Below are 22,618 nucleotides of genomic sequence, written 5' to 3' on the forward strand. Positions count from 1 at the left end.
AGGGGGTGTACCTTTATTTCATAGAATTATGAACATTTAGATTTTGAAAATAAACTTATTAAAATCTCTATTTAAAGCCCGACAGGATGCTTTTGCCATTCATTGACAGAAAGGTAAAAAAAGTGGATACATGCCTGCTTATAGCTATGATCCTTATATGTACAACCTACATAGAAGAAATGGGGGAACCTTCAAGGACTACAAAGACAAAATATACTTACCGCTTACCGATAGTCAAATCGAAAAACATCTCAATGGGGAAAAACTAATAGGGATTTATCCCTTGTTGAAAGACAATTCATCCTGGTTTATTGCTGCTGATTTTGACAAACAAAATTGGATAGAAGAATGCAGGAAATTCATTGAAATTTGTACTGAAAAGAATATTCCTGCTTACCTGGAAAGATCCCGTTCAGGTAAAGGCGGACACGTTTGGATATTCTTCGAGCAAGCTTACCCAGCTATTAAAAGTAGAAAAATTATACTCAACTTACTGGAACAGGTTGGTTTGTTTTCGGTCTTTGATAAAAGTTCCAGTTTCGACCGTTTGTTTCCCAATCAGGATTTTCTTTCCGGTAAAGGCTTGGGCAACCTCATTGCATTACCATTTTATAAACCTGCTTTTGACCAAGGAAATAGCTGTTTTTTGGATCCATTAACGGATGGACTAAATCCATACCCTGACCAATGGCAGTTTTTATCCACTATTCAGAAAACATCTGTAAATCAACTCGATAAATTATACGATTCGCTAATGCTTATTTCTGAAAGTAGTAATCCCGGTCATAATACTTCGGGGAAACTTCGAATAAGTTTAAGAAATACTATCCGATTGAATAGAGTAGGAATTAATGCCGATTTAATTATTTTCCTAAAAGAAGAACTGAATTTTGCCAACTCTGAATACTTCATCAAAAAGAAATCGGGAAAAAGTACCTGGCGTACAAAGGCTTATTTCAGCTGTATAGAAGATACTCAAGATGAGGTAATTATACCTCGTGGTTTTATTGGAAAACTTATCAGATATTGTAAAAAACAAAAGGAAGATTTTGAATTCCTGGACAACAGGGAAAAACAGCCTCCAGTCAAATTCTTTTGTGATGTAAACCTTCGTTCCCACCAAACTTTGGTAATTAAAGCGGCATCACATAAAGATTTTGGGATTATATCGGCTCCACCCGGTTCAGGCAAAACAATTATAGGCTTGAAAATTATTGCGAATAAAGAGCAACCGGCCCTTATCATTGTCCACAGAAAACAGCTATTGGAACAATGGATTGAACGAATTCAAGCTTTCCTCGGAATTCCTAAAAATGAAATTGGAAAAATAGGACAGGGAAAAGTAAAAGTGGGAAAAAGAATTACCGTTGCCATGATCCAAAGCTTGGGAAAGTACATTGAAAAACAGGAGTCAAAAGAATTTATTCAGTCTTTTGGTACTCTAATTATTGATGAGTGCCATCATATACCTGCGGAAACCTATAGAAATACTATTTCTAAACTATCACCTTATTATCAATATGGATTGACTGCCACTCCATTTCGAAAAGGGAATGATGAAAAACTGTTGTTTATTTATTTGGGGGAAACAATTGCTGAAATCAAACCAAATAGCATAAAGAAATACAAGCGCCCAAGAATTGTGATAAGGAATACTTCCCTAAATATCCCTTATAATCCAAAAACCGATACTTTTGAAATCCTTTCAAAAATATTGGTACACGATTCCGCCAGAAACAAGTTAATTCTAAACGATGTAGCTTCAGAATTGAAGCTTGGTAAAAAAGTAGTTATTATTACAGAGCGTAAGGAACATATAGATGCTTTAAATCAATTGCTGAAACATTCTTTTGAAACTGTTACATTGAGCGGAGAAGATTCAGAAAGCAGTCGTAAATCCAAATGGGAATTACTAAATGAAGGTAATTATCAGGTATTGATTACTACCGGACAGTTTTTTGGTGAGGGCACCGATCTTCAAAATGCTTCCTGCCTGTTCCTGGTCTATCCTTTTTCCTTTAAAGGCAAACTTATTCAGTATATAGGGAGAGTACAACGCTCTGAAATTATTCCAATTATTTATGATTATAGGGACCATCAAATTGATTATTTGGATCGACTTTTTCTAAAAAGGAATAAACTTTACAGGCACTTTGATAAACAAGCCACCTTGTTCAATGAAGAAATAGACGCTCCGGGTTCTTCTAATATCTTAACTATTAACAAAATAATTAAAGTGCCAGTGGCTGATTTGGACTTTCGGTATGGCGCGGTTGCTTTTCAATATCGGGTTCCGGAAATCAATATAGACCTTGAATTTGAAGTTGAAAACGATGATTTGCTACCGGAATTTGATGTTTTAAAACCCTATTTCTCGAAAGTATTAAAATCAAAGTTAGTAGAAATTGAGATTTATGCAGAATACGAACATAAGGTGTTGATGGCGCAGTCTGCTAACTCAAATGATTTAGAAAAAATCAACAAGGAAATTATTGAAAATGTAAAATTTCGTTTTGTTGAAAAAGGTATTCTTGGTAGATCTTATTCCTCTGAGGCTGAAAAAAAAATATTGGATTTAAATCAATTACAGGAGAATCAAACTAATCAATCTATTTATGGTTTAGAAGAGGATTTATTAAATGATATTTTAAAGAGCAGGGAGGTAAAACATTTCCGGCAATTAAGATTTCTTGCCTCCAGGCACGAAAGTAAAATCATGAAGCTTCGCTTTGTACTACAACCATTTTCATTTGTCTTCTTAATATCAGGAAATGAAGCTTATCATTTGGTTTTGGAAACTTTGGATACGGAAGAGGCAACTTACTTATGGCATTTGGACAAGAAATAGGTGCTTTAAAAGACCATATAAATGTGGTTGATAAAGATTTAAATCTAATCCGTAATAAAGGCCGAATGACTTTTTTAGAAACCCCTGGAGAAAATTTTAGCAGAATAATCCATGATTATTCAGATCAACGAAAAGGTTTTATTGTATGGAAAAGTGCTTTAGAAGAAAGACTTTTTTAATTTGTGCGGCTGGGTGTGGTTGCTTTACTTTTTTTAGGTGCTTTACAGCCCTTGATGTTAAAGTTACTGGTTTGACTATGCCTCCCACCTGTCCACTATTTTTTGGCTTCTTTTAAACTGTATGTTCTGCCGTCCTTAATATCTTCTTCCCCTTGTGCGATCAGCTTATCTTTTTGTAATCACCCGACACAGTCTTTAGCCATTTCATAGAATATTCTCACAAACTTGTCATCACCGGTATCTATAATCTGGTGGAGCTCTTTTTTCATTTCTACAGTTTCCATAATTTCCGATTTTAGTATTTACTAATAACTTAAGCTTTTATTATTGAATGTTGTTCCCCGGTAAAATTTGTTTCTGGATAACTGGATTATTGTACGTCTGAATTAAACCTGTTTACAATGCGGTAGTAAAGGTGGAGTGATCTTTCAAGGACCTTTTGCACAAGTGAAGGAAAAATATTCTATGACTAAACGTATCCGGTAAAGAATTTTCCCTCGGATTATACAGAAAATATAAACTCCGCCAAGTTACAGGTTTTTGAAAGCTAGAAAAAGGAGAATAAAGCGTATAGATGCAATAAAATCCTACCTAATGTAATGTCCTTTTGATTTAGGCCTCTAATGTTGCTTTTACTTCGCTTACAGAATCGGAATATTTGGAGCGTGTGATAGTGACCGCTAAGTTTTTATACTACCAAATGTTGGAGAAGATCAGGGAGTTTGGAGAAGTTATATGGATGGGGAAAAGAAAACGAAAGGATTTCTGGATGATTTTTTTTAGCAAAAGCAAACTTATAGTGGATCAGATTTAAATTTTTTTGCAACTTAAATTCAATCTAAAAATATAATTAGGATTCTATAAATTCCCTAAGAACAGTTACCAAATAATCTATTTCTTCTTTAGTGTTGTATACCGAGAAAGAAAAACGCAAAGAAGGTTTTTTGAGGTCATCTTCTCCAAGAAAAGCATTTAAAACATGAGAACCTTTATCACTCCCGCTTTGACAAGCACTTCCTTTAGAGCAGGCAATTCCTTTTAGATCCAGCTGAAAAAGCAACATAAGTGCTTTCTCCTGGGAAACCGGTAAACATACATTAACTAAAGTATAAGTACTTTTATTATTGTCACGGCAGTGACCATTGAACTTTACATTTGGTATTTGTGCTTCCAGTCGTTCAATAAAATAGTTTTTGAGAGAAGTAATATACTGCTTTTCTTCTTTCAAATTTTTAATAGCAATTTTGAGCGCTTCTTCCATTCCTATAATATTATGTACGCTTTCAGTTCCGGCGCGTTGCCCCCGCTCCTGCTCTCCTCCAAAAATCAAAGGCTTTAAACCGCTGTTTTTCCGGACAAAAGCAAAACCCACACCTTTAGGTCCGTGAAACTTATGCGCACTAACAGCTGCGAAATCTACAGGAATTTTAGAAAGGTCTAAATCATAATGACCAATAGACTGGACCATATCACAATGGAAGATCGCTTTATTCTTTTTACACAATTCACCAACCAACTTCACATCAAGGAGATTTCCTATCTCATTGTTCACCTGCATGAGGCTTACCAGGGTTTTTTCTTCTGAAGAATTAAGAAGATCTTCTAAATGAATTAAATCAATGGAGCCTTTTTCATCAAGCCGAACGTATTCAACCTTGATTTGAAAACACTGCTTAAGCTGATCAACTGTATAAAGAACTGCGTGATGTTCAATCTTTGAGGTTATAATTCTTTTTACTCCCAGGTCACGAACGGCAGAATTCAAAGCCAAATTATCTGCTTCAGTTCCTCCTGAAGTAAAAATAATTTCAGAGGCAGCCACTTTTAGAAAACCTGATACAGTCTTGCGTGCATTTTCAATTAGTGTTTTAGATGATCTTCCATAACTATGAATGGAGGAAGGATTTCCGTAAAAATCCTTCATAACTAATGTCATTCTCTCAATAACTTCTTCTCGCATCTGTGTGGTTGCAGCATTGTCAAAATATATTTTATTCATGGTCAAAAAGTCTATGGGGAATAACGGAAATTACAAACAAATAAGATACTAAAAATGATCAAAAATCAATTCTTTTACAACATTACATTACATCGTAAATTTAAAATAATTTTATGATTTCCCCAGTAAAAGTCGGTCTTAATAGAAATAATTTGAAGTATTTTTTTATTTTCCTAAAAAATCTCTGTTGAATAAAAAAAAGAAATAAATTATTTTTGATTTATTTCAGGAAAGAGCCTTGTTCAACATTTTTATCCAATGTTTCTGGAAGTCCATTAAATGTGAAAAGAAATTTCTGAGACCTCCAAGCGGAGGTTTGGATCTCTATCAAACTTTAAGAAAGTATATTGAAATTTACAATACCAAAAATAGGCGCATTTAAATAGGAAAAATACGGCCTGATCAAATTTATAACACTAAAAAGATAGCAACATAAGTAATAATAAGTATATTTAAACTGTCTTAAAGATGGGGAGTAGTATAATATTTATATCAGAAAAAAAATTCAGTTTAAAATTCTGTATAGACCTACTTTTTTAATTATAAATTTATGAGGCTTCTATATTTCAGACGCTTTTAAAAACAGTTTATGACATATTTAAAGGATTTTATATTTAAAAACCATTCAGAAAGTGCTTTAAGTAATATAGAAAGGAAAAAAAATTTACAAAAGTTAAAGATTATAAAGCATCTGTATTTTGAAGGAGATACTACTAACGGGAAAATTTGCAACACCTTTAAATTTAGTCTTCCTACTTCAATGTTGCTTTTAAAGCAATTAATTAAAGAAGGTATTGTTGAAAAAAGAGGTCAAGGTGATTCTGTGGGTGGTAGAAAACCAGATTTATTTGGTTTAAATGAAAATACATTTTTAGTTTTAAGTATTCATATTGAGAGGTTTAAAATTAGAATGGCAATTTTAAATAACGCTCATAATATTTTATTTGAACAAACCGTTCCGATAATCATCTCAGCAAATACTAAGATTGTTGATATTTTATTTGAGAGCGCAAAGAACTTAATTTCCAAATCAAAAATTAATACAGAAATTTTAATGGGTGTGGGTGTAAGCATGCCCGGTTTAGTCTCTACTGAAGAAGGAAAGAATTTAACCTATTTTTTAGAGGATCAGGGAGAGAATTCTTTAAAGGAAGCTCTGGAAAAAAGATTTTTAAAACCAGTTGTTATCTTTAATGATGCAAATAGTGCTTGTCTTGCAGAATTTAGATTTGGCCTTGCCAAAAACAAAAAAAATGTTTTGGTCATCTCAATGGACTGGGGTATAGGCTTAGGAATAATAATGGGAGGAAGGTTACAAACTGGCACATCCGGTTTCGCTGGAGAATTTGGTCATATTCCGATTGTGGAAAACGGTACTTTATGCTATTGCGGTAAAGCTGGATGTTTAGAAACGATTGCCTCTGGTATTGCTTTGGTAAATAGAGCCAAAGAAGGGATAAATGATGGCCAACCCACAATTTTAAGCAGTTTAGTAAATGAAGATTTAAAAATTTTAGAACCAGATCTTATCATTGAAGCAGCAAATCAGGGAGATCAATTCTCGATTAATCTACTTTCCGAAATTGGAAGTAATTTGGGGAAGGGACTTGCAATATTAATACAAATTTTTAATCCTGAATTGATCATACTAGGAGGACAAATTGCGGAAGCAGCACAATTTATTACTACTCCCGTTCAACAGTCAATAAACACTTATGCTAAAATCCAATTAAAAGACAGGACAGAAGTAATCCTCTCAGAATTGGGGAAGAAGTCAAGCCTCTTAGGAGTTTCTCAGGCTGTAATGGATCAAATTTTCACTGATCGAATATCTGCGGTAAAATCTTACCTTAGCTAATTCAACTTTTTAAAATTCGTGTTTCTATTGGTTGAAATTCTCAAAAAAGTGATAATCATAAGGATCAAAGTTCCATAGGAAGGGCAGTAAAAAATATACAATAAGGGATAAAAGAATAATTGATACAAAATTCATAAATAACCCTGTTTTAATCATATCTGGAATCGAAAGATAACCAGAACCAAAAACTACTGCATTAGGTGGGGTCGCTACTGGTAACATAAAAGCACAGGAGGCGGCAGTAGTAGTAGCTACCAGAAGCAAATAAGGATTAATTTCCAAGGCGATTGCAACAGGAGCAATTATTGGCAATAACATGGCGGTAGATGCTGTATTTGATGTTACCTCTGTCAAAAAATTAACTGAGGCAACTATTACAACTATCAATAAAAAGAGAGATAAGTTTTGTAATAAAGAAATTTGACCACCAAACCATTCTGCCAAACCAGTCTCTTGGAATCCCGCAGCCAATGCCATTCCTCCACCGAATAAAATAATAATTCCCCAAGGCATTTTGACGGCATCTTCCCAGGTTATAATTCTTTCGCCTGTTCTATTTGCTGGTATTGTAAATAAAAGAATTGCAAAACCCATTGCAATAATTGTATCATCAAGTCTTGGAATAATTTCTATAAAAAGAAATGAACGAGTAATCCAGAAAAATGCTGTCAAAACGAAAATTGCCAAAACTGATTTCTCTTCTCTTTTAAGTGGTCCTAATTCCGCTAAAAGTTTATTTACTTCATCTTTACCTCCTGGAAACTCTGTTTGTTTAAAAGTGAAGGCGAATCTTGTCAGATAAATCCAAGCAATGATTAATAAAATAACTGAAATTGGAAAACCATACTTGAACCACTGCCAGAATGAGATATCAATTCCATAACTTTCACTGAGAAATCCAGCAAAAATCAGATTAGGAGGGGTTCCTATCAAAGTCGCAATTCCACCTATTGATGCAGCATAAGCCATTCCCAACATTAAGGCTTTCCCAAATCTTTCATTTTCTTTTTTTATAGTAGATGGATTATCTTCTAACAAGGCAATAATAGAAAGGCCCATAGGCAATAGCATAACTACAGTAGCAGTATTGGATATCCACATAGAAAGAAAGGCTGTGGCGACCATGAAACCTAGGATAATTCTAAAAACATTTGTTCCAATTGATTTGATGATATTCAAGGCAATTCTTTTATGCAAATTCCATTTTTGTATCGCGATTGCTAATATAAAACCTCCCATAAAAAGAAAAATGTATTTATTCCCATAGGAAGCTGTTGTGGTTTCAAGATCAACAGCCCCGGTGAGAGGAAAAAGCACAATAGGTAAAAGCGCTGTGACACTTATAGATACAGCCTCTGTAACCCACCAAACTGCCATCCATAAGGTTATGCATAACATATCATAGGCAGCCTCTGGAATACCATTAGGAGTATATAGCTGCAGTAATAGGAAAAGTAAGGGGCCAGTTAAAATTAAAAGATTATTTCGGCTAAAAATCATTTTATTTATCATTCTTTCTATCTATCATATTCAAAAAGACTTTACTTATTCCCCAGAAATTTTATTAATTTTAGGTTTATTGATCGTTTCCTTTTCTTTCTGACCTTCTTTATCTAACCAATAGAGTAAATATGGAATATTGTAGGCATGAGTCCATCCAAACACTCTTAAACCTTGGTTAGTTTCCCAATTAGTAAACCTTCCATCTTCTTCTTTTGGAAGGTGAGATATATTTAGTAGTGCTTGACTATATTCTTTTTGGTTGTTAAATTCATTACTTGCTTTTTGAAGTTTATCAACCTTAAGATATTCTGCTCTTTTTTTGGCTTCATTTAAGTAAATTTCATTGCCCGTGAACTCATAACCCAAGAGTAAAGGGTAAATTGTGGCTAAATAAGATTCCATCTGGTGATTATAAGGGGGAACATTTAAGACCCATCTTGCGTGATCTAAAAGAGCTTTTTTAACAGCTTCATCACCAGTTAATTGATAATACTTATAAAGTCCTTGAGCTACATAGGTTTGGCTGTAACCATAGCGGTCTATTATAATATTACCACCTTGCTCCTTTTGAAGCTCAAGCATAATTGCTACTCTCTCGTCTAACTCTTTCTTATATTTTGTGCTTTTTGTCGCATCATATAGTTCAACCAAATTTAAAACTGAAAGATAGAGACGCCTACCTCTTAAATCATGGTCTCCCCAAATTCTTTTTAAGTAAGTGTCCCCTGTCATTTTCGCTACCTCCAAAGCTCTTTGATCTCCGGTAAGGTAATAGGAGGCTATCCAACCTTGAATCCAAACGTGGGCACTTAAAAGTGAATACCAATGTTCTTCTGCATGTCTCCTTCCTATGCCCAAATATGGAGTGGATTCCGGTTCGTCTTCGTAATCCCAATAATCTACAGCATCATTGATTTGACCTAAATAAGTTCTTTTCTTAGGCCAATGAATATTATCAACATCCATAGTATGCTTACTCATTCCTTCTGCTAAATAATAATATTTTGCATCTCCCGTTCGCATAAAATTGGTCCATAGTTGAAAATCCACCATAGGTTCGTTGTTGTTCCACTGGTACCACTCTCCTTCGATGTAATAATTTTTTCCGTCTCCATAATCAAATATTCCAAACCAAGGTTCCCATTTTTGATTAAAGGCCCACCAGTCATATTTATATTGTAAGGCATTTTCAAATTCTTCATGTTTTGAAGAAAAAGGAGCCATGTTTCCATAAACTTTAGTTTGAGCATACCATTGAGGAGAAGCATGACCAACAGGAGCCTGCAAGGAATAATTAATAACATCTTTAATTTGTTCTATTTCTGGTCTTCCATGGAAATAATATATAAATTCCGTTGTTTTAGTAATTCCCTGAGCGAAATTGGCCAACATCCCTCCATCTTTTTCTGTATGCTTTCTTTCAAAACTCATCGGTTCGATGCTAGATGGCCAGATATAGCCACTCAAGGTATTGCTATTGGGATCTACTTGAAGTTCTTTGGGGTATTCTTTAAAGAAGTTTTTTATTCCCACACTAATTCCCTTTGAGGAGTCAGAAATATCTATCCAACCTTTAGATTGTTGTGTTTCTTTAAGGATATTTTCTCCGTTATAAATTTTAGAATTAAACCCATTTATTCTTTCAGTGGAAGAAGAGGTCTTATTCGGAAGGTTTTGATTGGGTCCTGTTTGTAAAATTCCAGTCTTTTTATTGTTTAATTGATCTACTTTAAAATCTTTCAGATTAGGATTTTGATACCAATCTCCCTCATAAGTTGAACTTGAAAAGCTAGCTTTATTATTTAAGTGATAATTAAAAGTTAAACCACAGCCAGCAATTTGATCATTAGGTTGAGTCCAACCAGGATCGTTCATAGTTTCCTCTGACAAAAGTATTTCATTTTGTGTTGCTATGTTAGCGTGCTGGCCCTGCTGTTTTTTATGTTTATCTGGCTCACCTGTATAGGTTAGAGTATGAAGAACTTTAATATATGATTTTCCTGCGTAAGCATGTATCCTTATTATAAATGGAGAAGGATTATTTTCATTTTCATAAACATAGGTGCCTTCAACCCGAAATATTGTATGCAGGGGGCCAGAGCCTTTTTCTCTAAAAACTTCATGAATTACCGCTCTGGACATATCCAAACCGTTTTCGTCTAAAATGTCTAAAAAAGTGCCTCTTTTTTCTTCCGGAGCTGAAGCAATTTTTTCATCCTCCTCAAATTGATTATTATTGTTCAAATCTAAATGTACCTGATCTAGAAAGCCACTACCTTGTTTATCAATGGTAAATTGCAGAGGACCTGTGTTGACAGAAATACCTCCTTGAGGCCTCATGTTATTTGTTGAAACAATACGTTCAGAGTATAATTTGGGCGATACATCTGGACCGAATTCAAGTGTATAACTTGAAGATTTTTCTGAAAAAAAGAAAATCCACGCCCATTTCACGCTTGAACTTGAAGGCAACCAAGAGGTAACCTCTGTTGTTTGCACCGGAATCTCCTCACCCTGGGAATTTAATAATCTAATATTATCAATGGATTTCAATGCATCTTTAGGAAAAGGAATTCCTATAGTAATAGGTGCACCCTCAATATTATTTTCAATATTTATTGGTATTTTTTGTTGCGTCTGGGCCGTACTCACAAATATCAATGTCTGGACGAGTAATAATAAAAATATTTTTTTCATAAGTGCTAATTTTTTTCTTGAAGACATAAAGCCGCGGCACCTAGAATAGGTGATCCTTGATTTGTTGAAACTTCAATTTTTAAATTTTCTATTTGTTTTTTGTACGCGAAAGTCTTTAAATTTGTTTGTAAGGATTCCTGAAAATATTTATATGCTTTACTTATTGAGCCTCCTATTAATATAGCTTCTGGTGCATAGAGATATAAAATTGTCTTAATTGCCTCTGCCAAATGAAAACCAAAATCTTGAAAAGCATTTATTGATCTGGCTTCACCTTTTTCTGCACGTTCGAAAACTTCTATGGGGTGCAAACCATACCTCTGAATAAAAAAAAAGCTGCTCGCATAGTCTTCTATTATACTTTCTTTATAAGAAACCATTCCAATTTCTCCAGCTCCACATAAAACACCATTATATAAGGAGTCATTAATAATAATACCCATTCCTATTCCTGTCCCGAGAGAAAGGCCGACAAAATTTTTATAGGGGAGTCCTTTACCATAAATTTTTTCCCCTAACGCAAAACAGTTAGCATCATTATTTAAATGAACCCTTATTCCGTAGCGTTCTATAAGTAATTCTTTCAATGGTACTAACTTCCATGAGTGTATATTTTGAACATCATAGGCTATTCCTTTTGAAATATCTACAACTGCTGGAACACCTATTCCAATTCTTTTTGTATTCGGAGTTATAACCTCATCTATACAAGTAAATAAATCATCTAGAACCTGATTATAAGTTGCATTTCTTGTAACAGGTTTTATTGATTTTTTTTCAATCCTACCTTTTACAACTCTTCCTGCCTTTAAATTTGAACCTCCTATATCAACACCCACTAACTCCATCATATAGCATTTCCTTGTTTTTTCAGTTTTATCGTTTTATTATTAATTATTGGGTTGGACCAAAACCCTATAGATAGCACGAAGGCTAATGGCAGAATTAAAAAAAACAAGCCTACTCTTAATGTTAACATCTCTCCAATCCACCCTACTATGAAAGGAAAAATGGCTCCCCCGGCAATTCCGGTACATAAAATTCCAGATAGTGCCCCATGATTTTGCTTAACCGAATTTAAAGCAAGTGAGAATATTATAGACCACATAACCGATATGAAAAACCCAATGAGAGGAAAGGCGATTAAAGCAATGTTGCTTGATCCAGTCAACGCCAGTATTAGGCATAAAATAGTGGCAATGGTAGCCATAATCAACACTCTCCTACTATCTATAAATTTTAGAAGGAGGAGGCCTAATAAACAGCCTGCGGTTAACATCGCCCAAAAATATGCTACAGTATTTGCTCCAATAGTCCGCGGATCTAAGTTGTGATACTGAAGTAAAAATTGAGATATCCAATTCCCAACTCCCTGTTCAATGCCAACGTAACAGAAGATTCCCAAAAAGTAAAGCAAAATCCATCGATTTTTCAAAAGTTGTAAATAGGTGCCAAAAGATTCTGCACGCTCATCATCATTTTTTTTGAATTTAGGATATGAGGTTGCTAATACTACTACCAACAAAATAAATGAAATAAAAGCAAAAACTATATAAAGGGCTACCCATGGTAAATCGACTGGAACTAAACTTCGTAATATTGAAGCTAGGTTATCAATTGTTGTTGCTGAGGTGTTGACTAAATACTTATACAAGAAAGGACTGGCAAAGGAGGCAAGACCAAAAAATAATTGAGCTAAAACAGAATTAAAAGCAAAATTTTCTTCGCCGCCAGCAATTCTTAACATGGGGTTTATAATCACCTGGAGGACAGCCATGCAGCATCCTAGAACAAATAAAGTCAACGAAAAAACAATATACCCGGGAAAAACCACAAAGCTTAAGGAGGTAATTGTCATCAATAAAAAGGATGCAGACAATAATTTTTTATTTGTAAATCTTTCTGCAAGAAAACCTGCGGGGATAGACATAACACCATAGGCAATAAAAAAAGAAAAGGGGAGTAATCCAGTCAAAGTCAGACTTAATTCGAAGCTTTCCTTTACATCTGCAATAATGGAATTTAAGATATTAGTTATAAAGGATATGACAGAAAATATGATTATTACCAGGATTACTAAATGATAATATCTTTTAGAGGGGTAAGAATTGCTCATTTTATATTTTATTTACAAGTTTCCCAGCATAGGGAAAAGTTTTTTTATTTCTTCCTCTGTTGGTTGTTTCCCATATTCACATATTTCTAAAAACTCTGCATGCTCAACATTAGAAACATCTTTCTTTGGATACCATTTTTTAATTGCAGCAACCTCAGTTTCATCAAATGTTTCCTTTCCCATTCCATTTTTTAACCAGGCCAACCTCTCCTTTTTGCCTTTTGGCACTTCAGATTCTTTTATTCCATTTGTCCATGGTCCCCATTCAAACATCTGAGATTCATGAGCAGCTAACGCAGTCATTTTTTGATCATATACCTTATCTATAATTATGGCAATATCATTTGAAAAAGGATTGGGTTTTTTAAAGTTATCTTTCATGTATAGAAAAACCGGGTTCTTTTCTAAAGGTGGAGTGTCTGGAGTGACATTAGGAACAATTACAAGGTATGCTGCATCTTGAACTACAATTCCCGCATTCCTATGGTCAGGATGATAATCATTAGCCCTCAAGCCCAGGACTATGTCTGCATTCCAATCTCTTATTCTTCTAATAACCTGATGTCTTACGTTTAGAGTTGGCAAAAGCTCTCCGTCGTGATTATCCAGAACTTCATATTCAATTCCTAAAATTTCCGCAGCTTTCTTCGCCTCGTCTCTTCTTCTCTTCGCTAAAACGCCACCCCCCATATTCTGGTGCCCGGCATCTCCACTTGTTAAGGCTAAAAATTTGACATTATGCCCCATTTTAGCAAATAAAGCTGCAGTACCACCAAATTTAAAATCACAATCATCGGGATGAGCACCTATAGCGATAATGTTTAAGACCTTTTTTTCATCATTTTGTCCAATCATAGGCAGACCTATTAATATAAATACGAAGAACAATCTTATTTTCTTTTTCATTGGGTTTACTTTAATTTGATATCGGGAAAAGATTTAAAATTTCTTCTTTTGAAGATTTTTCTTTTTTCTTTATCCATTTTAACAACTCATACTTTTAGGATCTTTTCTGGGTGCTAAGTAACACTTGTCTTTATATCATAGATAACTTTAAAGTCTGGCTTGATATAAATCTTCGTTGTTACTATTTTACCTCAACATTGGAAATAATTCCTTAATTTCTTCCTCGGTTGGCTGTCTTCCGTATTCACAAATTTCAAAGGATTCTGCATATTTAATTTCCTCGCCCTTCTTTTCTCCATACCATTTTTTAAGAGCTTCTCGCTCATCAGAAGTTATACTTCCCGACCAATTTTTTGACATGTACTCTCTTCTTTCATCTGCTCCCGTTGGAACATCTTTTAATCTATTGCTGGTCCATGGTAGCCATTCAAACATTTGTGATTCGTGAGCGCTTAACGCCTCTATTTTCTTGTCAAAAGTGCTAGTAATGTCGACTACAATATCAGGCTGGAAAGGATATGGTTTTTGAAAATGATCTTCTAAATATAGAAAAACCGGATTTTTTTCTAAAGGTGGAGTGTCTGGAGTAACGTTAGGAACAATTACTAAATAAGCTGCATCCTGCACTAGGATACCTGTGTATCTGTGATCTGGATGATAATCGGCTGGTCTTGGAGACAAAACAACATCAGCGTTCCAATTACGGATTTCCCTGATTATTTGGTGTCTGACATCTAAGGTAGGTAAGAGTTCACCATCGTGATTATCCAAGACAGTATATTCCTTAATTCCTAATTCTTTTGCAGCTTCCTTTGCTTCTGCTCTCCTAATCTTAGCTAAATGGCCTCCTCCCTTATTATAGTGACCCGCATCGCCATTTGTAACTGAAACAAACTTCACATTATGTCCCATTTCTGCAAAAAGTGCAGCAGTTCCACCAAATTTATTGTCAGCATCATCAGGATGAGCGCCAATGACAATAATATTCAATTTTGAATTTTCATCTTGTGCAATTACATCGATTGTAATTGATATTGTAAAAAAAGATGTCAGAAAAAATAAAAAGGTTTTATTCATAATTTTATTTATAAAACATCACATCGATGTCTAAATAGACAAAGATGCGATGGACTTAATTAATTAGTGTTTTGAACGAAATTGGGATTGATATCTATTTCTCTTTGCGGAATAAAAAACAATTCTCTCACATCTGTAGGGTCTACTAGTGGTTCAGCAACTTCAAAAACTTCTCTTTCTAAATCAAATCTTCTAAGATCTGCCCATCTATGGTTTTCAAAAGCTAATTCTAGTTGCCTTTCCTTTAGCAGTTTTTCCTCAAATGTTCCAGGTGTGCCGGAATCAATTCCTGATAAACCAGCTCTTTCTCTCACCTCATTAATCAATTGATAGCTTTCTTCAGATTCACCTATAGCTTCTGCGAGCATAAGAAGAACATCCGCATATCTAAAAACGATAAAATTAACGTCAGAATCATTTTCTGAAGATGGATCACTTTCATACTTGCGAACAAAATTCGCCAAAGTTACCTCTCCTTGTGCATTGATATAGGAAGTTCCAATTGATGCTTCAAACCTTTCATCTTCAGAGTCAAATGAATTTATCAAAGATTGAGTTGGCCGATTTCTTCCAAAGCCTGAACCAGTTTGTAGAAATGCGCTAGGTGAAAATTCATTTGTAAATGCACTCCCTTGGCCAATTCCTCCACCCATAAATTGCACTTCAAATATCGATTCTATATTATTTTCGTTATTAATTCCCCAGATATTTTCATAATTTTCAACCAAACCATATCCGTAATTATTAATAATTCTCCTTAAGGCCTCTTCCGCAGCTACATTTTGTCCCGTTGTTAGTAAAACTTTTGATAATAAGGTGGCTGCTGCACCTTTTGTTGCACGACCAACATCGCTCACGGGGTATGAAACCGGAAGGTTTTCTTCTGCTGATCTTAGATCAGTAATTAGCTGATCATATACAGTTGTGGCATCCACTTGTTCTAATTCTTCTCCCGCTATAAAAGGTTTCAATTGCAAGGGAATATTTCCGTATGCGACTGCTAAATGGTAATACATTAATGATCTTAAAAATAGTGCCTCACCAACAATTCTTTGTTTTAATGATTCATCCATTTCTACAGATTCTATTCTCTCCAAAATGACATTGCAGTTTGCAATTACTTTATAAGAATTAATCCAGGCAGCAGTAATTTGTGGATTTAAAGGATCTTCTGTAAATCTATTTATTTCTGCATATTGTGCTGCCAAACCTGTTGCATCAGGTCCTTGATCGGTATTATCAGATCGCATTTCGAACATTGTCCAGTATGCTCTTCCATAAACTCCATCATCTTGTAAGCCCGCATAACTTGCATTTATAGCACCAATAAAATCATTCGCAGTGTTATAAAATTGGGCTTCATTTCGGTTTGAAATCGGTGCTAAATCTGTAAATTCATCTGAGCAGGAGATAGCAGTAATTCCTACCAATAAATATGTTATTAAATTTTTCATCTTAAATGTTTTTAATTAGAAGTTTAAATTAAAACCTAACGTTAATGATGTTGTTAATGGATAGGTACCATAATCTTCCCCTGGAGTTAAAGCACTTGTTGTATTATTACTGACTTCAGGATTATAGCCTAAGTAATCAGTAAAAGTAGCAAGGTTGGTACCCGTTAAATAAACTCGGAATCTATCGAAGGTTCCACCTAGGAAAGTATCTTTTGTGTTTAAAGAGTAACCTAATGTTACATTCCTCAATCGGATAAATGATCCATCTTCAACTTGAAAAGAAGACGGCCTGTTATTATTCCCATGACTCCCTGATTCTCTGTCTGCACGAGGAATACTTCCGTTTCCAGGCTCTAAAGGGGACCTCCAACGTTCATTAAAAACCGCATAGGAATTAAAGTTAGCTTCCCCATTTTTAAGATGTCGGGAGGTTAAATTTAATATTTCATTTCCTTCAACCCCTTGAACCAAAAAGCTAAAATCAATGCCTTTATATGTGAAGGTGTTTGTTATTCCCCAAGTAAAATCAGGAAAATAGCTTCCGGTTACTGTTCTATCATCCGGTGTGATTTTTCCATCACCGTTAACGTCAAGAAATTTAAAATCCCCGGGAGCAGGATTCCGTGCTTCTGTATCTTCAGGAGAGTTAGCAATGTCTTCCTCACTTTGGTAAATTCCGTCAACAACGTAACCAAAATAACTTCCTATAGGATCACCTACCCGAGTTATATGTCTTATACCAGCGCTACCAGAGGAGAATATCGGCTCATTATTAGCATTTAATGATAATACTTCATTTTTGTTGGTAGAGAAATTGAAATTTGTTTCCCATGTAAATTCTCCAACAAGGTTCCTTGTGCGTAAGGCAACTTCAAAACCTTTATTCTCAACTTCTCCAATGTTTTGAAGAGTTGTTTCAAAACCAGAAACGGAAGGAATACTTACAAATAATAATAAGTCATTGTTTATTGTTTCATAATAATCAGCCAATAAAAACAGCCTGTTATTGAATAACCCTAATTCAATACCGAAATTAGTTTGGGTAGCCTTTTCCCAGGTTAAGTCTGGATTGGGTATAGTAGATTGTATAAGACCGTTAACTTCATTTCCATTAAAATTGTAATTTAATGGTGATAATAAACCTATAGCCCCATAATTAGGAATTTCAAAATTTCCGGTCTGACCCCAGCTAAACCTTAACTTCAATTCGGATAAAGCATCTACAGAGCTAAGAAATTCTTCCTCGTTAATTCTCCAACCAGCTGAAAATGAAGGAAAATATCCTGTCTGATTGTTTTTCCCAAACCTGGAGGATTTATCTGACCGAATTGTTCCTGTAAAGAGATATTTATCTTTATAGCTATAATTTACCCTTAGAAGTGCAGAAAGTAAAGACCATTGTTCTTTTACAGAACTTCCTGCGAATACCTGGCCTCCACTTATTGTGGTCACTAAATCATCGGGAAAATTGTCTGCTTGAACCTGCTTAACAGTTACGTTATCTTTTTGCATAGAATAACCTGCAACTGCATTAATAAAATGATTATCATATTCTTTTATCCAATTTATAGTGTTTTCCCATAACCAATTGATCTCTGTTGATGAGGATGCCTGTGCATAAGATTCTCCTTCTGTAGATTCTCTAAATAAAAGAGTATTTCCGCGGTAGAAATCTCTATTGTATATATTGATATAAGACCCTCCAAATGTTTTAAAAGTAAGATTAGGGATTAACTCGTAGGAAAGACCTAAGGAAGTTCTTGTTTGAAATTGAAAAAGATTATCATCTACTGCAGGAATAATTGCAAGAGGATTACTTGCACTAGTCGTTCCGGCACCAAGGTGGGATTGGTTGTTGGTTTGATTTATAGTACCATCTTCATTATAGGGCCGAACGGTTGGAGAATGAACTAAAGCCGAATACACAATTCCTGGAGGCCTTGCGAAATAAGGTGCAGAGGCTGGTTCTCTTTGATTTTCTGTAATGGAAGGAGCTATTCTTAGATCAAGATTTAATTTATCCGTTAGTTGAGAATCTAAGTTCAGCATTAAACTATACCTTTCGAATTGAGAATCGGGAATAATTCCTTCCTGAGTGAAATAGCCTCCGGATACATAATAACTGGTATTGTTTTCTATTGGAGAAGCATAAGATAAATTATAGCTTTGGATTGAACCAGTTCTGAAAATTAGATCCTGCCAGTCTGTATCCGTTCCATCCCAATTTAAAAAAGATTCGGGAAGTTCATAGTTTCCGTTACCTCTTTCTCCCGGGCCTATTGGATCATCAGCGGAAGCTCCTGGGACATCTTGTACATAAGGATTGTTCCGCGCATCACGGGTGTATTCTATCAATTCTTCAGCATTCATCAAGTCTAATTTATTTGCAACTTCTTGTGAACTATAGTACGTATTGAAAGAAAAGACTCCTTCTTCAGATGGAGTTCCGTTTTTTGTTGTTATCAAAACTACACCATTCCCACCTCTTGATCCATAAATAGCTGTAGAGGAGGCATCCTTCAAGATTTCCATTGATATAATATCGTTAGGATTTATTGTAGCCAAAGGATTAACAGGGGGAGCTTGAAAAGAGCCACCTCTTCTTGCTAAATTTCCTTGAATATTTACTGAGGTAAGATTTTTGGAAATAGGAATTCCATCTACTACAAAAAGAGGATCGCTACCCGCAGATATAGATCCTGAACCCCTTATCTTTATATTAGGGCTAGAACCAGGCTCTCCGGACACTTCCTGGACTTGTACACCTGCAACCTGTCCTATAATAGCGTTTTCAACACTTACAACGGGAATATCGACTATTTGTTCAGGGCTTATTGAGGACGCTGCGCCAGTAAACCTCCTCTTTGAAAGCGTTCCATAACCAACTACTAATACCTCATCCAAGGCAGCTGCATCTGCTTGTAAAACTATAATGACATTAGTTTCAGCATTTAAAGAAACTTCTTTAGTCTCAAATCCAACAAAGGAGACTACTAAAATATTTTCATTTCCTGGTATTGTCAAGTCGAAATTTCCATCAAAATTAGTTATTGCCCCAATATTTGTTCCTTTAACCTGTACAGTGGCACCGGGTAAAGGCATACCGTCTGTATCTGTTACGGTTCCCGAAATTTGTTTTTGTTCAGGAATTGGATAATCTATTTTAAAATTTTTCTCACTACCATTCGAATCATTGGCAGCGAATGAACATGGTATGGCAGATAAAATCGACAATACAAAAATGGCAGATTTGGAATCCCAAACCACCTTATTTTTAAACATTAAATAGAGATTTTTCATAAATGAATATTTTGGTTAATAGTTAAAAACCGGTATGTAAAGAATTAAAATTTATTTTATAAACTTTTATAATTTAGGTGTTCTTTATATTATTTAATCCTGTTAAAATTTCCATCTCACAAAGGCTTCCATAGCTTCATAGTTGGCTAATCCTAATTTATGATAATTTTCAGCAGTTTTTTTATTCCTTTCCTGAGCCCTCACCCAAAATTCTCTTTCGTCATCCCCTGGGAAAACAGGATGATCCTTTTGGGACTGGTGCTGAAAAATTGCATCTTTTTTACGCTCAACTTCCTGAGGAGAGAGGGGAACAGCCATTTCTACTTCATAAGTTTCAAATTCCTGCCAAGCTCCACGGTACATCCATAACCAAGCTGATTGCGCCCATTTTTCTGTTTTTCGAAGTTTCTCCATTGCTTTGAGAATTATGTGGAAGCACACCAAATGGGTTCCATGTGGATCAGCAAAATCCCCTGCAGCAAATATTTGATGAGGTTTTAACTTTTGGAGCAGTTGGATAGTTAGCTCAATATCTCTTTCTGTAACTGGATTTTTCATTTTTTTTCCGCGATCATAAAATGGAAGCGCCATAAAATGGATTTGATTTTCCTGTAATCCTGCATACCGAGCAGCGGCAATTGCTTCTGATTTTCTTATGAACGCCTTTACATTCTGCACCTCTACCGGGTCTGTTTCGTTGGGCTTTTTATTTTTAATGAATGAACTCATTTCACAATAAATTTTCTCAAATTTCTCCGGTGCTACTCCTATACTTTTGTAAAAATCGATTGTGAATTCTACGTATCTCAAAACATCTGTATCCCATACACTGGTGTTTCCAGATGTTTGATATGCCACATGAACATTATGCCCTTGATCTACAAGACGAATAAAAGTCCCTCCCATGGAAACCACATCGTCATCTGGGTGAGGAGAAAAAATTAAAGAAGTTTTTACTGATGGCTCAGCACGTTCGGGGCGTTGGCTATCTATTGCATTAGGTTTTCCTCCTGGCCATCCAGTGATGGTATGTTGAAGTTGATTAAAAATCTTAATATTAATATTATAGGCTGGTCCGTATTCTGTGGCAAGCTGAGCCATTCCGTGATTATTATAATCTTCATCTGTTAACTTTAGAATTGGCTTCTTAACGGCATTTGACAACCATATGACTGCTTTTTTAATTAGAAATTCATTCCAGTTGCAGTCTTTCACAAGCCAAGGGGTGTTAAATCTGGTTAGTTCAGAAGCGGCATCTGTATCAATAACAAATTCTATATTTTCAGCTAGCTGGAGAAATGATGCTGGTACTTCTCCTGAAATTTCACCTTCAACAGCTTTCATTACAATAGCTGCCTTTTTGGTATTCCAGGCCATTAAAATAATATCTTTGGCCTTAAAAATAGTTCCAATTCCCATTGTTATCGCTTTGGTAGGAACATTTCCTTTCCCTCCAAAATCTCGGGATGCATCTTGCCGGGTTAAATCATCTAACGTTACTAGCCTCGTCCCTGAATTTGGTGCTGACCCTGGTTCATTAAAACCAACATGCCCTGTTCTTCCAATTCCTAAAATTTGAAGATCAAGGCCACCAAGGTTTTCAATTTTATTTTCATAGGCCAAGCAGAATTCTATAATTTTTTCTCTATCCAAAGTGCCATCTGGAATATTTATATTTTCTTTTGGGATATCAATATGATCAAAAAAAACTTCATTCATAAAATGAACATAACTTTGTTTGGATGAGGGATCCATAGGGAAATATTCATCCAAATTAAAGGTTATGACCTTTTTAAAGCTAAGTCCCTCTTCTTTATGTAATCTTATTAGTTCATCGTAAACCTGTACAGGTGTAGAACCTGTAGCAAGTCCAAGGATAGTGTTAGAACCATTCGCCTGGCGTTTTAAAATAACTTCAGCAATTCTTTTAGCAACCATCTTGGATGCAATATGCTTATTCTCATAAACAGATACTGGGATTTTCTCAAATCGAGTTTCTTCCAAAAAATTTAATCTTGCCATTTAATATGCTTTAATCACTTAAACAAAAGGTGAAGGAATTGTAAAAAGTTAAAACTAACGAAAAAATTTGATTTAACTTAAAAACTTTTATAATTTTTTTATGAAAGTTTTGAAGCCAAGTCAAAAAATTATTTAGATATGACAACGCCGGTTTATGAATATCCTTGTTTTGCGGAAAAATGGAATCCAAAAGAATGCATCAGCCAGGATGGGAATTTATCAAAAAGTAATGTTCATAATAAATATGATCAGGAGCATGGAATAAGGAATAGCCCAGGAATTAAAAAGGGTCCCTCTCAAAAAGAAAAGGCAGCATAAAAAAAAGATTTAACCGATTTATGAATTTATTTCCCGAATGAGGGAAACGAGAAAAATTTCCAGCTTTTCTGTGATCTGAAGTGCAAAAATTGCAATGCGCTCCAAAAAAATGCTATCTTTCTTACTATTTACCAAATAAAGATAATGAAAAGAAAGAATAGGTATCAGTGAAATGAGACCGGTGTCATCTTAGTTTATTTTTGTTTATAATTCTATCTATACTTTTTACTTAAAATTAATAATACTTCGAAATTTTTAAAGACCTCCTATTTTGAAGTGAATATTGACATTATGTGGGATACTGTTGACGTTATTTCTTAAAGATAAAATTCTGTAAATTA

14 protein-coding genes are annotated in these 22,618 nt (G+C 34.8%); 4 read left to right on the forward strand and 10 right to left on the reverse strand.

Annotated elements, in window-relative coordinates; all coding sequences use genetic code 11:
• Nucleotides 1–130 precede the first annotated feature (130 nt).
• Nucleotides 131–2,848 carry a DEAD/DEAH box helicase gene (locus GILLI_RS12540; protein WP_006989486.1) on the forward strand — a complete coding sequence of 906 codons (2,718 nt, stop codon included), beginning with the start codon at nt 131–133 and terminating at the stop codon, nt 2,846–2,848.
• On the forward strand, nt 2,827–3,027 hold the full coding sequence (locus GILLI_RS18945; RefSeq protein WP_006989487.1) for a hypothetical protein: 201 nt from the start codon (nt 2,827–2,829) through the stop codon (nt 3,025–3,027). Before GILLI_RS12540 ends, GILLI_RS18945 begins: the two co-directional genes overlap by 22 nt.
• 850 nt (nt 3,028–3,877) lie before the next feature.
• Here the strand turns inward: GILLI_RS18945 and GILLI_RS12550 are convergent.
• Nucleotides 3,878–5,026, reverse strand: a complete 1,149-nt coding sequence (locus tag GILLI_RS12550) for a cysteine desulfurase family protein (RefSeq protein ID WP_006989489.1) — start codon at nt 5,024–5,026, stop codon at nt 3,878–3,880.
• 589 nt (nt 5,027–5,615) lie between these two features.
• On the opposite strand from GILLI_RS12550, the gene GILLI_RS12555 reads away from it, so the two are divergent.
• On the forward strand, nt 5,616–6,884 hold the full coding sequence (locus GILLI_RS12555) for an ROK family protein (RefSeq protein WP_006989490.1): 1,269 nt from the start codon (nt 5,616–5,618) through the stop codon (nt 6,882–6,884).
• Between the two features lie 24 nt (nt 6,885–6,908).
• Here the strand turns inward: GILLI_RS12555 and GILLI_RS12560 are convergent, their stop codons facing one another.
• The 9 genes from GILLI_RS12560 to nagB all read right to left on the reverse strand — a co-directional run bounded on the left by GILLI_RS12560 (nt 6,909) and on the right by nagB (nt 21,959).
• Nucleotides 6,909–8,396, reverse strand: coding sequence for an SLC13 family permease (locus GILLI_RS12560; protein ID WP_006989491.1), 1,488 nt, complete (start codon nt 8,394–8,396; stop codon nt 6,909–6,911).
• A gap of 33 nt (nt 8,397–8,429) precedes the next feature.
• Nucleotides 8,430–11,084 (reverse strand): exo-rhamnogalacturonan lyase family protein, encoded by a 2,655-nt coding sequence (locus GILLI_RS12565; RefSeq protein WP_006989492.1) that lies wholly within the window; start codon nt 11,082–11,084, stop codon nt 8,430–8,432.
• A 5-nt stretch (nt 11,085–11,089) separates the two neighbouring features.
• The gene (locus tag GILLI_RS12570) at nt 11,090–11,935 is read right to left on the reverse strand and encodes an ROK family protein (protein ID WP_006989493.1); all 846 of its coding nucleotides are present in this window, start codon (nt 11,933–11,935) and stop codon (nt 11,090–11,092) included.
• The gene (locus tag GILLI_RS12575; RefSeq protein WP_006989494.1) at nt 11,932–13,200 is read right to left on the reverse strand and encodes an MFS transporter; all 1,269 of its coding nucleotides are present in this window, start codon (nt 13,198–13,200) and stop codon (nt 11,932–11,934) included. The genes GILLI_RS12570 and GILLI_RS12575 overlap by 4 nt, the downstream gene beginning before the upstream one ends.
• A gap of 12 nt (nt 13,201–13,212) precedes the next feature.
• Nucleotides 13,213–14,106 carry a PIG-L deacetylase family protein gene (locus tag GILLI_RS12580; RefSeq protein WP_006989495.1) on the reverse strand — a complete coding sequence of 298 codons (894 nt, stop codon included), beginning with the start codon at nt 14,104–14,106 and terminating at the stop codon, nt 13,213–13,215.
• 186 nt (nt 14,107–14,292) lie between these two features.
• Nucleotides 14,293–15,183, reverse strand: coding sequence for a PIG-L deacetylase family protein (locus GILLI_RS12585; RefSeq protein ID WP_006989496.1), 891 nt, complete (start codon nt 15,181–15,183; stop codon nt 14,293–14,295).
• A gap of 59 nt (nt 15,184–15,242) precedes the next feature.
• Entirely contained in the window at nt 15,243–16,637 is a 1,395-nt protein-coding gene (locus GILLI_RS12590; RefSeq protein WP_006989497.1) for a RagB/SusD family nutrient uptake outer membrane protein, read from the reverse strand.
• A 15-nt stretch (nt 16,638–16,652) separates the two neighbouring features.
• The gene (locus GILLI_RS12595) at nt 16,653–19,937 is read right to left on the reverse strand and encodes a SusC/RagA family TonB-linked outer membrane protein (RefSeq protein WP_156798672.1); all 3,285 of its coding nucleotides are present in this window, start codon (nt 19,935–19,937) and stop codon (nt 16,653–16,655) included.
• Between the two features lie 102 nt (nt 19,938–20,039).
• Nucleotides 20,040–21,959, reverse strand: coding sequence for a glucosamine-6-phosphate deaminase (gene nagB / locus GILLI_RS12600; protein WP_006989499.1), 1,920 nt, complete (start codon nt 21,957–21,959; stop codon nt 20,040–20,042).
• A gap of 138 nt (nt 21,960–22,097) precedes the next feature.
• Here nagB and GILLI_RS12605 point away from each other — a divergent pair, with 138 nt between their 5' ends.
• Nucleotides 22,098–22,277 carry a hypothetical protein gene (locus GILLI_RS12605; RefSeq protein ID WP_006989500.1) on the forward strand — a complete coding sequence of 60 codons (180 nt, stop codon included), beginning with the start codon at nt 22,098–22,100 and terminating at the stop codon, nt 22,275–22,277.
• The last annotated feature ends 341 nt before the right edge of the window (nt 22,278–22,618 follow it).

Source organism: Gillisia limnaea DSM 15749 (genome assembly GCF_000243235.1).
Classification (GTDB): Bacteria; Bacteroidota; Bacteroidia; order Flavobacteriales; family Flavobacteriaceae; genus Gillisia; species Gillisia limnaea.